Raw genomic sequence first — 15,041 nt, forward strand, 5'->3', positions numbered from 1 at the left:
GTGGCGCAGCCGTCTGGAGCGAGTAGGCGGGCACTTGTCATCATCGGCGGTGGTATGGCCGCGATTCGTCTGCTCGAGGAACTCGAACGCTACGATGATGTTCGCTACGACGTCACGATATTTGGCGACGAGCGGCACTTTGGCTATAACAGGATTCAGCTCTCACCGGTCCTGGCGGGCGAAAAGCGCAGCGACGAACTGGCACTGAAGCCTGAGAACTGGTATCAGCAGCGAGCAGTACGGGTATTGTCGGGCGCAAAGCACAAGGTTGTCGCGGTCGATAGAGCGCGAAGGACAGTTCGGACCATTGAAGGGTACGTTTATCCGTACGATCGACTGGTGTTTGCCAGTGGCTCCAAACCTGCGTTGCCACCATGGTTTAGTACAGTCAGCAGTGATCCGGCACTCATGGCATTTCGCTCGCTCGACGATGTCGAGCGCATGCAGGCGCTCGCCTCAGCCAAGATGGCTTCGAATACAGGAGCGCCATCAGCCGTCGTCGTGGGCGCAGGTTTGCTCGGGCTGGAAGCAGCCTATGGTCTGAATAAACTTGGCTTCAGTGTCACCGTCGTTCATCGGGCCACTACCATACTGAACCGTCAGCTGGATGGCACCGCCGCCCGGCTTCTGCAGAAGGCGCTCGAGGCTAGCGGCGTGCGTTTCGAACTCGAAGCGAACATCAGCAGCGTTGAGCTGATCGAGTGCGCGGGACGCAAACATGCGGTTAAATCAATATCTTTTATCAACGGACGAAGCCTTGGTGCTGAGCTACTGGTGGTAGCGGTAGGTATCACACCTGAGGACGAGCTCGGACGACACTGCGGCCTGCAAACGAGCAGCGGCATTGTGGTGAATGACTGTATGCAAACCAGCGATCCGGCGATTTACGCCATCGGCGAATGCGTCAGTCACCGCCGCACCAGTTTCGGCATGGTAGCGCCGCTTTATGATCAGGCCAGGGTATGCGCCAATCACCTCGGAGAGCGTGGCTACGATTATTTTGTACAGCGGCCATTGTCAGCCCGTCTGAAGATCTCCGGTATCAATCTCTTCTCGATGGGGGATATCAGTGAGACCTCCAGCGGTACTGCCAGGCCAGAAAGGCGGGAAATGCTGCTATCCGTTCCAGAGGCTGGTATTTACAAGCGGTTGATCATCACCGGTGGTGCGCTTGCTGGGGTGGTCCTCTACGGCGACACCCGGGATGCCGGCTGGTACCAGTCCCTGATCGAGAGCGGCCACAGCGTTGAAGCCTTTGCAGATGCGCTGCTCCACGGTCAGCGTTATCTTGCTGCAGCCTGATCCTCTGATGCCAAACGAGGTCCGTACAACATGCGCCTACTGCGGCGTCGGCTGCGGAATCCGCGCCCGCGTCACCGATGTCGACCAACGTCAGGTCCAGATCGAAGGCGACAAGCTCCATCCGGCGAATTTAGGACGTCTCTGCTCGAAAGGCAGTGCGCTTGGGGAGACGCTTCACCTCGAGGGCCGATGTCTGCACCCTCGAATACAGGGCAAGCGCGCGAGCTGGAAGGAGGCCACCCGCTTTATTGCCGATCGCTTCAATGCACTGATTGCCGACGGCGGTCCCGAGCAAATCGGCATGTATCTGTCGGGACAATTGCTGACTGAAGACTATTACGTAGCCAACAAGTTGATGAAGGGTTTCATCGGATCGGCCAACGTCGATACCAACTCCCGCCTTTGCATGTCATCAGCTGTGGCCGGTCACAAGCGCACGTTTGGTGAAGATCTTGTGCCGGCCTGTTACGAAGATCTCGAAATCGCAGACCTGCTGATACTGGCAGGCGCAAATCTGGCCTGGTGTCATCCTGTACTGCATCAGCGCGTGCTGGCTGCGCGTGCAGCCAATCCCGATAAACGCCTGGTCGTTATCGATCCTCGACGAACAGCAAGTTGTGATGGCGCGGATCTACATCTGCAAATCCGCCCCGGGACGGACGCTTTGCTCTTTTCCGGCGTGTTGTTGATCATGCAGGCCCGACGGCGCATTGATAACGCGTTCGTGGCGTCGTGCACGTTTGGCCTGGAGGACATACTTGCGGAGACCTGCCGGGCATTCACGGCGCTTTACCTGGAACTCACAGGGGCCCAGCCAGGTGATGAACTTTCCGAAGATCAGGTACTGCAGGTGCTTGAATCCCACTGTGACCTGCCACTTGACGAGTTGAACACGTTCCTGACGCTGGTAGAGCAGCAGCCGAGGATGACTACCGTATTCTCGATGGGAATCAATCAGGCGTCCAATGGCACGGACAAGGTCAATAGCATTACCAATCTGCATCTGGCGCTGGGCCGCATAGGCAAGCCGGGAGCGGCACCGTTCTCGATGACTGGACAGCCAAATGCCATGGGCGGGCGCGAAGTCGGCGGCCTGTCAAATCAGCTGGCAGCACACCTGCCGTTCAACGAGGCGGGGATGGCGGCCTTGGGTGAGTTCTGGCAGGCGCCGAACATGGTCAAGGGTCCAGGACTGCCTGCCGTCGACCTCTTTGACGCCGTGTATGACGGGCGGATCAAGGCCATCTGGATCATGGGCACAAATCCCGTCGTTAGTCTTCCCAATGCCGACAGGATCAAGGCCGCACTGCAACGCTGCCCGCTCGTCATCGTTTCAGAGTGTATTCAGGACTCCGCAACGGCCGCTTATGCGGATGTGCTGCTGCCGGCGACTGGCTGGGGTGAGAAAGACGGAACCGTGACCAATTCCGAGCGACGAATCTCCAGACAACGCGCATTCCTGCCCGCTGCGGGCGAAGCCCGGCCCGACTGGTGGGCGCTGGCCAGCGTAGCGCGTGATATGGGCCATGAGGACGCTTTCGACTATGACAGTTCACACGAAATCTTCAGTGAGCATGCGCGCCTGAGCGGGCACGCTCAAGGCGAAGATGGGCTCGGACGAGTGTTCGACATCAGTCAACTGGGTGAGCTCTCAGCTGAGGTCTATGATGCGCTGGAGCCTAAGCAATGGCCTTTGCCGGCAAGGTCTGAAAGTGCGACGCCAGATGATGTCAGTCGCCTGTGCAGCAGCCAGTGGCTGCTGAGCCATCGAGCGGAGATCGTCTCGCTCGGTTCCCTGATCGCCCCTGCTGAAGTGACGTCCCCATCACGCTTGCGTCTGAATACCGGGCGAATACGCGACCAATGGCATACGATGACGAGAACGGGGCTGGCGCCGCGCCTCAACAGACACATCGATGAGCCCTTCGTGGCAATACACATCAGTGATGCCGCCAGCAGAGATATACAGAGTGGTGATTGCGTTCGTCTCTCCAATAACTGGGGTGACGCGGTAGTGAAGGCACAGATCAGCGCAGATGGCAGGCCAGGGGAGCTTTTCATGCCTATGCACTGGTCCGAACAGTTCGCAAGGCGCAGTGGCTGTAACGCACTTGTCGCACCCTTGGTGGATCCGGTATCGGCGCAGCCGGACAACAAGGGCAGTTCGGTTGATGTCACGCGTATTCCCAGGGCTGAAGTGTCCTGGCGAGGCTTCGTTGTCAGCAAAGTGAAGTTACCCTTGCCCGAGATGCCGTACGCCGCCCGCATCCGATGTGAAGGCGGCTACCGTCTTGAGCTTGCCGGTACTGAAGCACAATGGTTGGACCTCGAAAGGAATCTCAATGCCACCGATCCAGCTACGATCGAAAGCAACGACAGCTTCCGTGGCGATGTGCGCCGAATTTGCCTGCAAGATGGTCAGTTGATCTACGCCAGTTTTCGATGTCTGATGAAAGATGCCGGACCAAACCGTCTCTTCCTTGAGTCAGCCCTCCTGCGAACTCACGAAACACAGGACGAAGTGCTCACGCTGTTGGCGGGCCGAGCCAGTGACGGCATCGATTGCGGCGCCATTGTCTGCGCCTGTCTCAGTGTTGGCGAGCGTACCCTCGAAGCTGCTGTGCTCGATGGCGCCCAAACGGTCAATGCACTGAGCTTGGCTACGCGCGCTGGGACAAACTGTGGCTCATGTCTGCCGGAGTTGAAGCGCTTTCTCTGAAGCTGCACACTTGGGCGCTGAATCAGCAGTGCGGACGAGACGGTAAACATGAAGCACAAGCCTCCAATATCACCACAGCAGCTCGCTGAAGAGATCTTGTGGGCGGGCAGCAGCGCACACATGCTCATTCACCCCGATTACCAGCCGGTACACAGTCAGGCGCTTGAGGCAGCCTGCCGGAATGCTCTGGCCGACGACGCTCGTAATTTGCATCACGAGCTGGGCGCCTTGGCTGAGTCCATGGTGATGAGAAGTCACTTTTTAGGTGTACGGTTTGAGCAGGCCTATCTTGCGGCCTGCCGCTTCTTCGGTCCGTACGACGTGCTCGAGGCCAATCTTCAGGTGATCGACGAAGGGCAGACCCTAGGCGAGTTTGACCTGCTTTTAGAGAGTGCCAATGGGGCTGTGCATCAGGAGCTCGCGGTCAAATTCTACCTTGGACTGCCCTCGGCTGCCGGCCACTACATCTGGTTCGGTCCGGGCCAGAGAGACAGGCTTGACCTGAAGCTGGAGGCACTACTGCAGCGACAGCTGCGCCTTTCAGATGATGCTGTCGCGAAGAAGCTCATGGCATCCCTGGGTTTCGCAGTGAAGCAGGTCGAACTCGTCATCAAGGGCTATTTGTTCTACCCATTCGACAGCACTGCTACGCTCCCAGAAGTCACCCAGGATAAACTTACTCCAAGCATGGAGATGGTTAAGTCTTTGCTGACACCTGACCATTGCCGTGGTTACTGGATCCAGAAGACTCATCTGGAGCAGCTCAGTGGCTTCGGTGATCATTGGGTCATCCTGCCAAAAGCGGTCTGGCTCCAGCCGGCGCATAGCGCTCAGGAAGCGTTGGACTTCCACAGTCTGGTAAGCCGGATCGAAGCCTATTTCGCAGCCGAGGCACTTGAGCAGCTCAGCGAGACTCCCAGGCTGAGCGCCGCCAGACCCTTGATGGTGGCTTCACTTAGCCGGGTAAACGGCAGGCTTGTTGAAAACACACGCTTTTTCATCACGCCGGATGACTGGGCCGACCGCGCACTACAGCACCTCGGACCGAAACTGAGATAACTATCTCTTGATCACCGCACAGGCGACGCGCGGACCACCACCGCCGAGTTTCTCGGGTTCATCGGCGTAATTGTCTCCACCCTTGTGAATGACGATTGCGCGATCGATCACGGTGCCAACAGTAAGCCTGGGCGCGAGCACTGGTCTATCCGCGTTGCCAGACTGATCCACGACCAATACCGGCATGTCACCCTTATGACCTTCGCCCCAGGGCTCAGCATGCTTGCCCGCGTCAGCAGGGTCGTAATGACCGCCAGCAGCCTTGGCTGCACCAGTGGAGCCGTCAGGCGCCTTAGGTCCACAGTCAGGGTTCTGGTGAACATGAAAACCATGTGCGCCAGGGGAGAGCCCCTTGAGATCCGGGTCGATCACAAGCCCGGATTCATCATTACTTAATCTGATCGTTCCGATTTTTTCGCCTACGCCCGTGTCGGATACCTTGTGCACGGTCACTTCGAGAGGATCGTCATCGGCAGCCAAGGCATTCAATGGGAATAGCGCTGCGGCGGTGATAGCAGTGGCAATGGTCAGCGTTTTCTGAATTGGTCGTCCAAGCATGAGACAGGCTCCAGTTGATTTTGCGACTGAGTTCCATTCGTCGGCCCCGTGGCCGGCGTCTCTATGGCTTACGCGCTCGAAGGCTATACAGATGCCGTCGTATCACTGGACTAGCGGAATTGTGTGGCGCAGATGGGCGACGACCTGAATAAGGAGGAGTGTGGCCCAGAAAGCAAAAAGGCCCATCAAGATGATGAGCCTTAGTGCATGAAATAATGGTGCCCAGACCCGGAATCGAACCAGGGACACGAGGATTTTCAATCCTCTGCTCTACCAACTGAGCTATCTGGGCAAATCGTTTGAGCCTCTGGTGCTGCGCATTTGCGCGGTATCAGCTGACTAACGATGGGGGCGTATTTAATCGCCTCGAGCGGCGGGTGTCAAGAGTCCGGTGTGGCTTTTAGGAAATTCAGCACATCGGCCAGTACTTTCGAGTCGCCAGCGTACGGCCAGGCGAAGGCTGCAGCGAGATCGGTATGGTTCAGATCGTCATACAGCGCGGTGCGGTAGGGCACGCCTTCAGCCTCCAGTGCGCCAACCAGTCGACGCAGGTTGTGTTCACCAACCAGCTCATCCTGCAGGCCATAGGCCAACAGCATCGGCGGCTCGCTGCCGTCGATATAATTGGTCACTTTCATTTCATAGTAGTCGGTGGTCGTCGAGAAGATTTTCCTGTAGGTCTCATCCTTGGGCTCGAAATCGTAAGGACCCGCCAGGCCGATCAGCCCCTTGAGTGGTGCCAATGAAGCATTGGCAGCGCTCAAATAGCTTTTGTCGGCCAGAAGCAGCGCGGCAATATGGGCACCGGAAGAATGCCCCATGAGCACGATATCTTTAGGGTCACCCTGGTAGTCGCCGATGTTGGCCTGCACCCACGCCACCGCATCGGCGGCATCATGCATGAAAGCTGGAAACAGTACCTCAGGATAGCGGCGGGTATCGGGTACCACCGCCACATATCCAGATTGGGCCAATCGCGCACCAACGTAAGCATACTGCGAGCGGTTGCCGTTCTCCCAACCGCCACCGTGAAAGAAGACCACAGTTTTCACCGTAGCCCCGGTCTTGAGCGCGTCAGCGGGTGGGCGATAGACGTCGAGAGCGAGGTCATGCTGCTTGTTGAACATGATGCCTCTTGTCACGTTCACATCGCTGAACAACAACGGAGTATTCACGATCGCGAATTTGGCACTGCTGCAACCAGCCAGGAACAGCGACAGGCTCGCGGTCTTGGCGAGGCTGCCAAGCCTGAAAATAGAAGACCGCATAGTTGCCTACTGCGTCATGTCGCGAATCACGTAATGAAGGATGCCGCCATGACGGAAGTAGGTCCATTCCGTCTCGGTGTCGATCCTGATATCCACCTTGAACCTGGTTTCCTTGCCGGATTCATCTGTCGCGGTCACATCGACTTCCTTCGGCGAGTCGCTCATCGAACCTATGGTGAAACGCTCCTTGCCAGTCAGCCCCAGCGATTCCGCTGACTCGCCAGATTTAAACTGCAGCGGAGCTACTCCAAAACCGACCAGGTTGGATCGGTGAATCCGCTCGTAGCTCTCGGCAATGACGGCTTTGACGCCAAGCAGCTGCGTGCCTTTGGCCGCCCAGTCACGACTTGAACCAGTGCCGTATTCCTTGCCGGCCAGCACGAGCAGCGGTGTGTTGTCACGCTTGTAGCGTGTGGAGGCTTCGAAGATATCGACGACGTCTTCCGACGGCCAGTAGGTCGTCCAGCTGCCTTCTGTGCCAGGTGCAAGCTGATTGCGCAGTCGAACGTTTGCGAAGGTGCCGCGCATCATCACTTCATGATTGCCGCGTCGGCTGCCAAGGCTGTTGAAGTCCGCAGGGAGCACTGACTGTTCCTGAAGATATTGACCAGCCGGGCTGTCAGGCCCGATTGCGCCTGCAGGTGAGATATGATCGGTCGTGATCGAGTCGCCAACTTTCACCAGCACACGCGCGTCACGAATGGGCGCAAGCTCTGCGGGCTCGGGCCGCATGCCTTCGAAGTAGGGTGGCTTGCGCACATAGGTCGAGTCTGGCCATTCGTAGCGTTCAGTCGCTGCCACTTCGAGCTTCTGCCAGCTTTCGGTACCCTTGAACACGTCTGCATACTTGGTATTGAAGGTGTCTGACGAGACGGTCGTGCGCACCAGCTCATCGATTTCCTCACGCTTCGGCCAGATGTCCTTCAGGTAAACCGGATTACCGTTGGTGTCTTCCCCCAGCGCGTCATTGTACAGGTCAACCTTCATCGAGCCGGCCAGTGCATAGGCGACAACGAGTGGCGGGGATGCGAGATAATTAGCGCGCACATCAGAGTGAATGCGGCCTTCGAAGTTGCGATTACCAGACAGTACGGCGGTAACGGTCAGATCCTTGGCCTTGATCGCCTCGCTGATGGCCTCTGGGAGAGGGCCTGAGTTGCCGATACAGGTCGTGCAACCAAAGCCGACGATATTGAAGCCGAGCTGCTGCAGGTCATCCAGTACGCCTGCCTGTTCGAGGTAGGCGGGCACCACCTGGGAGCCAGGTGCGAGTGATGTCTTCACCCATGGCTTCGCCTTCAGGCCCAGACGGACCGCATTTCGAGCCACCAGGCCCGCAGCGATCATGACATCTGGGTTCGATGTGTTGGTGCAGGAGGTAATGGCTGCAATCACGACATCGCCATGATTGAGTTCAAAATTCTTGTCATCCATTGAAACCGATGCCGCAGCGTCCACATCGGCCTTGTCGCCACTACGCTCGTCGAGGCTGCGTGACAGGTAGTCCTTGAAGGCTTGGCTGGCCTGGGTGAGTGCAATCCTGTCCTGAGGCCGCTTCGGCCCGGCAATACTAGGTACGACATCAGCGAGGTCGAGCTGCAGCGTATCCGAGAAAGAGTCCTTGTCCAGCGCAACTGCCGGCGCGAGATCTCCTCCGATCTGCGGCTTGGATTCACTTGCGCTGTAACGCCATAGCCCCTGTGCCTTTGCATATTTCTCCACGATAGCGAGTTGCTGCGCGGAGCGGCCGGAGAGCTTCAGATACTGCATGGTCTGCTGGTCGATTGGGAAGATGCCGCAGGTGGCGCCATATTCAGGTGCCATATTGGCAATGGTCGCTCTGTCGGCCAGCGGCAGACTGTCGAGACCGTCGCCGAAGAACTCGACGAACTTCCCGACTACACCCTTCTTGCGCAGCATCTGCGTCACAGTGAGCACGAGGTCAGTGGCAGTCGCACCTTCTGGCAGCCTGCCGAACAGTTCGAAGCCGATGACCGCGGGGGCGACCATGGTGACTGGCTGGCCGAGCATGGCGGCTTCGGCCTCCAAACCGCCTACGCCCCAGCCCAGAATGCCCAGGCCATTGATCATGGTTGTGTGTGAATCGGTACCAACCAGCGTGTCGGGGTAGAGCAGGTTGCCGTCGTCTGACTTGCTTTGCATCACCACCTGACCAAGATATTCGAGATTGACCTGGTGAACGATGCCTGTACCCGGCGGCACCACCCGGAAGTTATCAAACGACAGCTGGCCCCAGCGCAGGAAGCGGTAGCGCTCTTCATTGCGCTGGAACTCGATTTTGGTGTTCAGATCGAGTGAATTCTTGGAGCCGAAGTAATCCACCATCACGCTATGATCGATAACCAGATCGACCGGTACCCGCGGGTTGATCTGCTTCGGATCTCCGCCAAGGTCGGCAACGGCATCGCGCATCGCAGCAAGATCCACAACAGCAGGAACGCCGGTGAAATCCTGCAACACTACCCTGGAAGGAATGAACTGCACTGGAATATTGGCAAGATCCTGCGGTCCTGCTGTGGGTGACCAGCGGCACAGCGCCTCGATATCTGCATGGGTGATGGCTTGTCCATCTTCATTGCGCAGCAGGTTCTCGATCAGGATTCGGACTGAAAACGGCAACTTGCTGATGGCGAACTTGCTCTCGAGCACTTTGAGGTCGTGATAGCGATAGCCGACCCCGTCGACATCAAGCTGTTTGAGCGTATTGAAGGTGTTCGAGTCTGCGCTGGTCATGCTGTAGCTCCGAGTCGCTGGATGAATGGCGGAAGTGTTATCTCTGTTACGAAAGATCCTGGCTGGCAGACTGAGAAGTCACTATGGACCGTATATTGCGTAATACGTGTTTCAACATGACGAGGTATGCGCGGCGACAAGGTCACCGCGGTCTCATCAACCAAGGAGTAGTACTATGGATATCATTCGCATCATTCTGTCTATCCTGTTGCCCCCACTGGGTGTTTTCCTGCAGGTCGGCATAGGCAAGCACTTCTGGATCAACATCATACTCACCATTCTCGGCTACATCCCAGGCATCGTTCACGCCGTCTGGATCATCGCGAAGCGCTAGTGAATTTTGTCAGACTTACAAGCTGACTGGCTTGCTCAGGATTCGACAGGGGGCACGTAGCCCTCTGCAGTATCCACGCCCTCATTTGAAAAGAATTTTTGCATCTGCTCCTGAAGATACTTGCGGTTCTCAGGATCCATCAGATTGAGATGTTTTTCGTTGATAAGCAGCGTCTGATGTTGAAGCCATTCCAGCCAGGCTTTTAGCGAGACGTGTTCATATAGATCCTGGCCGATTTTGCCGGGCATCGGCGGCTGGTCCAGACCTGGCAATTCTTTCTGATACTTTCTACAGAACACTGTGCGCGTCATTATGCGTTCTCCGTGAATAAGACCTGTTGCTCACCAGCAGAGAAGTCGAGCGATAGCTGCCCGACGCCAGTTCTGGCGAAGGTTTTCAATAAAGTGGTGATTGGCGCTGGCAGGGCAATCGAGTCAAGACCCCTCAACTCATGCCATTGATAAATGCCGTTGGCCAGTCCCTGAGGGTGTACGGTTCCGGCACCAGCTTCATCCACCGCAAGATACACCGGCGTCATCAGCAGCCGGTAGTGGGTGAAATCATGTTGTATCGTGGAGCCGGTATAGCTGTCGAGTCCCGGATGCAATGGCAGCCCCAAAATGCGGGCGAAGGCATCGCCAGCAACTTCGAGCGGCGCATCTGGCTGTGTTTCAGGTAGCGACCATAACCCGCCCCAGATGCCGGTAGAGGGGCGCTTTTCCAGCAGAACCCGTCGTCGGTCATGGGCCACCAATACGAAGCGATGGCGGATTGCTCGCACCTGCCGCGGTTTCGGTGCGGGAATGACATTTGTGAGACCCTTTGCACGTGCTATGCAGTCTGCCGCTACAGGACAACGCTCGCATGCAGGCCTGCGACGGGTGCACAGGGTCGCCCCGATATCCATCATCGCCTGATTGTAGGCTGCGGTGGATGCTGTAGGGGTGAGGCTCGTGGCCAGCGACCACAAGGATTTCTGCACGCCGCTCTGGCCTGGCCATTCCCGGATGCCTGCACAGCGGCAGAGCACGCGTTTGACATTGCCGTCGAGGATAACTCCGAAGGAACCCTGACCCAGCGACCGTATGGCGCCAGCGGTCGAGCGACCTATGCCGGGCAACTCCATCAGCGCTTCAAGTGACTCGGGCAGCGCACCTGTAGCAGATGCGTTCACGATGCCGGCAGCCTTGTGCAGATTTCTGGCCCGGGCATAATAGCCGAGGCCTGCCCAGTAAGGCATGACTTCAGCTTCTGTTGCGGCGGCCAGGCTGGCGATGTCGGGGAAGCGCTGCATGAAGCGCTCGAAGAAATATTTCACGCGCTCGACCTGGGTCTGTTGCAGCATGATTTCCGAGACCCATACGCGGTAGGGTGTCCTCGGATTTTGCCAGGGCAGGTCATGGCGGCCATGTTCAGCTGCCCAGGCGAGTACGGCAGTGGCAAAGTCAGTCAAAGTCATATCCGGAAAAAAGTGTCGACGAAATAGAAACAATCAAAGCCAATACCTAGCAGAGTAACAGACCATGGCAGTAAGCATCACCACTGAAATTCAAAGGGACTTCCGCATCGAGGCGCCCCTGGGCAAGGTCTTCGACATACTGGCCGACGTACCCAGCTCGGCTTCATACTTTCCCAAGCTGGAGCAGCTGTCCGATCTCGGCAACAATAGCTATCGCTGGGCGCTCAAGCGCATAGGCGTCGACAAACATTCCCTGCAGACCGTATACGCCTGCCGTTATATCAGTGATCGAAGCGCAGGAACCGTCCGCTGGGAGCCCCTTGAAGAGCCAGCGACCGGGGACGATAACAGCCTCGTAAGAGGTCAATGGACACTCGAAGAGGAACGTGACGGTGCGGGGAATGAGGGTACGCGCTGTCGTTTCAGCAATACCGGTACTATCACATTGCCCCTGCCTGGGATCATGAAGCTTGCGGCCAGCCCGCTGGTGAAACATGAATTCAACACGCTCATCGACGACTACATCGAAAATCTTCAGCAGGGCATACCGTCTAGTTGAGACAGGCGCCTTCAGGTATACTGCGGCGCATATATACAGCTGGAATCGAAGTATGTCCAAGACGCCCATGAACGACAGCAGCGGAGTTTCGACCACCTCCTTTGGCGAAGCCCGCACGGCCGAAGTGATCCGCAACACTAATGAAACCCAGATCTCCTGTAGCATCAACCTCGATGGCACCGGAAAGGGCGACTTCGACACGGGTGTTCCGTTCCTCGAACACATGCTTGATCAGGTGGCACGACATGGCATGATCGATATTCGAATTCATGCCAAAGGCGACCTGCATATCGACGCGCATCATACCGTCGAAGACGTAGGTATCACGCTTGGACAGGCTTTCACGAAAGCACTCGGTGACAAGACAGGCATTCGTCGATACGGCCATGCCTACGTGCCGCTCGACGAAGCACTGTCACGGGTGGTGCTGGACTGCTCCGGTAGGCCAGGGCTCGAGATGGACGTCGAGTTCACTCGTGCGAGTATCGGTCAGTTCGATGTCGATCTGTTCTACGAATTCTTCCAGGGCTTCGTTAACCACGCTCTGGTATCACTGCATATCGACAATCTCAAGGGTCGTAATGCGCATCATCAGGCCGAAACGATATTCAAGGCCTTCGGCAGGGCGCTGAGAATGGCGATCGAGCCCGACCTGCGTATGGCGGGTATCATGCCATCCACGAAGGGGTGTCTGTAACACAATGGCAGGTACGATCGGCGTTATCGACTATGGCATGGGCAATCTTCACAGTGTGGTCAAGGCGCTGCAACGGGTGTCGCCCGACAGCAAGGTCTCTTTGCTCACAGATCCAGAGCAGCTTGACGCAGCGGACCGGATTGTTCTCCCTGGCGTCGGCGCCATTCGCGACTGTATGGCTGAAATCCGCCATCTTTGCTTCGATGAGGCCATCAGGAACTGGTTGCCGCTCGGCAGGCCCATGCTTGGCGTTTGCGTTGGCATGCAGGTGTTGCTCGATCATAGTGACGAGAACGGTGGCGTGGAAGGTATGGGGCTGATCCCTGGTCGCCTGCACAAGTTTCCAGCACGAATGCTCGAAAAGGGACTGAAGATTCCACACATGGGCTGGTCTGCAGTGTCCCAACTGGTGCAGTCAGATGAGATGGCTGCGCATCCACTGTTCGAAGGCATCGCTGATGGTACCCGATTCTACTTCGTGCACTCCTATTATGCCGATGTGAACGAAACGGAGGCGGTCTGCGCGACGGCCTCCTATGAGGTGGATGTCACCGCAGCATTGGCGAGAGATAATATTTTCGCCACCCAGTTCCACCCCGAGAAAAGTCATGACGCCGGTCTGAAGTTGCTGCAGAACTTTTCACGCTGGTCTTGCTGACCAGTCTGCGCCTTATCCAGATCTGCATATCGAATTCATTTATCAGAGGTCACACTCATGTTAGTCATCCCGGCAATCGACCTGAAAGATGGTCAATGCGTGCGCCTGCGTCAGGGTCGTATGGACGAATCCACGGTTTTCTCTACCGATCCTCTCAAGGTCGCTGCGCGATGGATCGATGCCGGCGCGCGCCGCATCCACCTCGTCGATCTGAACGGGGCCTTTGCTGGTGAGCCAGTCAATGGCGGCATCGTGAGGGATATCGTGCAGGAATATCCTGATCTCGAATCGCAGATCGGTGGTGGTATTCGTGATCTCAAGACAGTCGAGCACTATCTCAATCTGGGCGTCGACTATGTGATCATTGGTACAATGGCCGTAAAGAACCCTGATTTCGTTCGTGAAGCCTGCCAGGCCTTTCCCGGCAAGATCATTGTCGGCATCGATGCCAAAGACGGCTGGGTTGCCGTCGAAGGCTGGGCTGAAGTCAGCAACGTCAGGGCTGAGACATTGGCCAAAGCCTTTGCGGACTCCGGCGTGAATAGCATCATCTACACCGATATCGACCGCGACGGCATGATGCAGGGCGTGAATGTTGCGGCCACGGAAGCATTGGCTGGTGCCTGTGAACTGCCGATCATTGCTTCAGGCGGCATCACCTCAATGGAAGATATCGTGCGTCTGCAGTCAGCCTGTCTGCGCGGCACCAAGAGCGGGAAGGGCGGCATCGTGGGCGCGATTTCAGGCCGGGCGATCTATGAAGGTACGCTGGACTTCGCTGAAGCGCAGGCCTATTGCGACCGTATGCGCGAAGAGCACGGCTGAGAGAGGACGTCCTGATGGGACTCGCAAAGCGTATTATTCCCTGTCTCGATGTCGACAATGGTCGCGTCGTGAAAGGTGTGAAGTTCGAAGGTATACGTGACGCCGGGGATCCGGTGGAGATTGCACGGCGTTATAACGAGGAAGGTGCTGACGAGATCACTTTCCTCGACATTACCGCGAGCCATGAAGACCGCGACACGACCTATCACATTGTCGAGCGCATGGCTGGCAGTGTGTTTATCCCGCTAACGGTTGGCGGCGGCGTACGCAAGCTCATGGATATCCGGAACCTGCTGAATGCCGGTGCGGACAAAGTGAGTATCAATACCGCGGCGGTCTTCAATCCCGAATTCGTATCGGAGGCGTCCCAGCGCTTTGGCAGCCAGTGTATCGTGGTTGCTATCGACGCGAAGCAGGTCTCCCAACCAGGCGAGACGCCGCGCTGGGAGATTTTCACACATGGCGGTCGCAAGCCGACCGGTCTGGACGCCATAGAGTGGTCTCGGAAGATGGTGGGGCTGGGTGCGGGTGAAATACTGCTCACCAGTATGGACCGTGACGGTACCCGCGATGGCTTCGATCTTGCCCTGACGCGGGCAGTGAGTGAAGCCGTCAGTGTGCCCGTCATTGCTTCGGGTGGTGTGGGCAAACTGCAGCATCTCGCTGATGGAGTCATCGACGGACGAGCCGATGCCGTATTGGCTGCAAGCATCTTTCACTTTGCCGAGTACAGCATTGACGAAGCCAAGCAGTACATGGCAGAACGCGGTATAGAAATGCGTCTGTAATTTTCAGAGGGCAGTGCAGATGGTGGAAGTGGAGACGAGCGGGTTTCCCGGTTGTGCCAGA

General features: G+C 57.1%; 14 protein-coding genes and 1 tRNA gene. 9 read left to right on the top strand and 6 right to left on the bottom strand.

Features of this window, described 5'->3' with window-relative positions; translation table 11 throughout:
* The 3 genes from ACH3PB_RS20180 to ACH3PB_RS20190 are packed head-to-tail and all read left to right on the top strand — an operon-like array spanning nucleotide 1 to nucleotide 5,080.
* Complete coding sequence (locus ACH3PB_RS20180) at nucleotides 1-1,302, top strand: NAD(P)/FAD-dependent oxidoreductase (protein ID WP_416397284.1); 1,302 nt, start codon at nucleotides 1-3, stop codon at nucleotides 1,300-1,302.
* Nucleotides 1,303-1,309: 7 nt separating this feature from the next.
* On the top strand, nucleotides 1,310-4,021 hold the full coding sequence (locus ACH3PB_RS20185; protein ID WP_416397285.1) for a molybdopterin-dependent oxidoreductase: 2,712 nt from the start codon (nucleotides 1,310-1,312) through the stop codon (nucleotides 4,019-4,021).
* A 48-nt stretch (nucleotides 4,022-4,069) separates the two neighbouring features.
* Nucleotides 4,070-5,080: a DUF1853 family protein gene (locus ACH3PB_RS20190; RefSeq protein ID WP_416397286.1), complete on the top strand. Its 1,011-nt coding sequence runs from the start codon at nucleotides 4,070-4,072 to the stop codon at nucleotides 5,078-5,080.
* Here ACH3PB_RS20190 and sodC read toward each other — a convergent pair whose 3' ends face one another.
* The 4 genes from sodC to acnA form a co-directional block, all read right to left on the bottom strand.
* Entirely contained in the window at nucleotides 5,081-5,638 is a 558-nt protein-coding gene (gene sodC, locus ACH3PB_RS20195) for a superoxide dismutase [Cu-Zn] SodC (protein ID WP_416397287.1), read from the bottom strand.
* A 216-nt stretch (nucleotides 5,639-5,854) separates the two neighbouring features.
* Nucleotides 5,855-5,930: transfer RNA gene (locus ACH3PB_RS20200), tRNA-Phe, on the bottom strand.
* A gap of 88 nt (nucleotides 5,931-6,018) precedes the next feature.
* Nucleotides 6,019-6,906 (bottom strand): alpha/beta hydrolase, encoded by an 888-nt coding sequence (locus ACH3PB_RS20205; protein WP_416397288.1) that lies wholly within the window; start codon nucleotides 6,904-6,906, stop codon nucleotides 6,019-6,021.
* A gap of 6 nt (nucleotides 6,907-6,912) precedes the next feature.
* Nucleotides 6,913-9,660 carry an aconitate hydratase AcnA gene (gene acnA / locus ACH3PB_RS20210; RefSeq protein ID WP_416397289.1) on the bottom strand — a complete coding sequence of 916 codons (2,748 nt, stop codon included), beginning with the start codon at nucleotides 9,658-9,660 and terminating at the stop codon, nucleotides 6,913-6,915.
* Nucleotides 9,661-9,835: 175 nt separating this feature from the next.
* Between acnA and ACH3PB_RS20215 the strand changes: the two genes are divergently transcribed.
* Nucleotides 9,836-9,994 (top strand): YqaE/Pmp3 family membrane protein, encoded by a 159-nt coding sequence (locus tag ACH3PB_RS20215; protein WP_416397290.1) that lies wholly within the window; start codon nucleotides 9,836-9,838, stop codon nucleotides 9,992-9,994.
* A 35-nt stretch (nucleotides 9,995-10,029) separates the two neighbouring features.
* On the opposite strand, the gene ACH3PB_RS20220 is transcribed toward ACH3PB_RS20215, so the two are convergent.
* Nucleotides 10,030-10,305 carry an oxidative damage protection protein gene (locus ACH3PB_RS20220; protein WP_416397291.1) on the bottom strand — a complete coding sequence of 92 codons (276 nt, stop codon included), beginning with the start codon at nucleotides 10,303-10,305 and terminating at the stop codon, nucleotides 10,030-10,032.
* Nucleotides 10,305-11,453, bottom strand: coding sequence for an A/G-specific adenine glycosylase (mutY, locus tag ACH3PB_RS20225; protein WP_416397292.1), 1,149 nt, complete (start codon nucleotides 11,451-11,453; stop codon nucleotides 10,305-10,307). Before mutY ends, ACH3PB_RS20220 begins: the two co-directional genes overlap by 1 nt.
* 64 nt (nucleotides 11,454-11,517) lie before the next feature.
* Here mutY and ACH3PB_RS20230 point away from each other — a divergent pair, with 64 nt between their 5' ends.
* Genes ACH3PB_RS20230 through hisF form a run of 5 tightly spaced genes read left to right on the top strand, consistent with a single transcriptional unit; the run spans nucleotide 11,518 to nucleotide 14,980 of the window.
* The gene (locus tag ACH3PB_RS20230; RefSeq protein WP_416397293.1) at nucleotides 11,518-12,012 is read left to right on the top strand and encodes an SRPBCC family protein; all 495 of its coding nucleotides are present in this window, start codon (nucleotides 11,518-11,520) and stop codon (nucleotides 12,010-12,012) included.
* A gap of 52 nt (nucleotides 12,013-12,064) precedes the next feature.
* Nucleotides 12,065-12,709, top strand: a complete 645-nt coding sequence (gene hisB, locus ACH3PB_RS20235) for an imidazoleglycerol-phosphate dehydratase HisB (RefSeq protein ID WP_416397294.1) — start codon at nucleotides 12,065-12,067, stop codon at nucleotides 12,707-12,709.
* 4 nt (nucleotides 12,710-12,713) lie between these two features.
* The gene (hisH, locus tag ACH3PB_RS20240) at nucleotides 12,714-13,367 is read left to right on the top strand and encodes an imidazole glycerol phosphate synthase subunit HisH (RefSeq protein WP_416397295.1); all 654 of its coding nucleotides are present in this window, start codon (nucleotides 12,714-12,716) and stop codon (nucleotides 13,365-13,367) included.
* Nucleotides 13,368-13,424: 57 nt separating this feature from the next.
* Nucleotides 13,425-14,192: a 1-(5-phosphoribosyl)-5-[(5-phosphoribosylamino)methylideneamino]imidazole-4-carboxamide isomerase gene (hisA, locus tag ACH3PB_RS20245; protein ID WP_416397296.1), complete on the top strand. Its 768-nt coding sequence runs from the start codon at nucleotides 13,425-13,427 to the stop codon at nucleotides 14,190-14,192.
* Between the two features lie 14 nt (nucleotides 14,193-14,206).
* The gene (gene hisF / locus ACH3PB_RS20250; RefSeq protein WP_416397297.1) at nucleotides 14,207-14,980 is read left to right on the top strand and encodes an imidazole glycerol phosphate synthase subunit HisF; all 774 of its coding nucleotides are present in this window, start codon (nucleotides 14,207-14,209) and stop codon (nucleotides 14,978-14,980) included.
* The last annotated feature ends 61 nt before the right edge of the window (nucleotides 14,981-15,041 follow it).

This window comes from Allohahella sp. A8, from assembly GCF_047946665.1.
Lineage (GTDB): Bacteria > Pseudomonadota > Gammaproteobacteria > Pseudomonadales > Oleiphilaceae > Allohahella.

Coding starts and splice junctions, on each gene's coding strand:
- ACH3PB_RS20185 (WP_416397285.1), top strand. CDS start 1,310: ATGCCAAACGAGGTCCGTACAACATGCGCCTACTGCGGCGTCGGCTGC.
- ACH3PB_RS20190 (WP_416397286.1), top strand. CDS start 4,070: ATGAAGCACAAGCCTCCAATATCACCACAGCAGCTCGCTGAAGAGATC.
- sodC (WP_416397287.1), bottom strand. CDS start 5,638: ATGCTTGGACGACCAATTCAGAAAACGCTGACCATTGCCACTGCTATC.
- ACH3PB_RS20205 (WP_416397288.1), bottom strand. CDS start 6,906: ATGCGGTCTTCTATTTTCAGGCTTGGCAGCCTCGCCAAGACCGCGAGC.
- acnA (WP_416397289.1), bottom strand. CDS start 9,660: ATGACCAGCGCAGACTCGAACACCTTCAATACGCTCAAACAGCTTGAT.
- ACH3PB_RS20215 (WP_416397290.1), top strand. CDS start 9,836: ATGGATATCATTCGCATCATTCTGTCTATCCTGTTGCCCCCACTGGGT.
- ACH3PB_RS20220 (WP_416397291.1), bottom strand. CDS start 10,305: ATGACGCGCACAGTGTTCTGTAGAAAGTATCAGAAAGAATTGCCAGGT.
- mutY (WP_416397292.1), bottom strand. CDS start 11,453: ATGACTTTGACTGACTTTGCCACTGCCGTACTCGCCTGGGCAGCTGAA.
- ACH3PB_RS20230 (WP_416397293.1), top strand. CDS start 11,518: ATGGCAGTAAGCATCACCACTGAAATTCAAAGGGACTTCCGCATCGAG.
- hisB (WP_416397294.1), top strand. CDS start 12,065: ATGTCCAAGACGCCCATGAACGACAGCAGCGGAGTTTCGACCACCTCC.
- hisH (WP_416397295.1), top strand. CDS start 12,714: ATGGCAGGTACGATCGGCGTTATCGACTATGGCATGGGCAATCTTCAC.
- hisA (WP_416397296.1), top strand. CDS start 13,425: ATGTTAGTCATCCCGGCAATCGACCTGAAAGATGGTCAATGCGTGCGC.
- hisF (WP_416397297.1), top strand. CDS start 14,207: ATGGGACTCGCAAAGCGTATTATTCCCTGTCTCGATGTCGACAATGGT.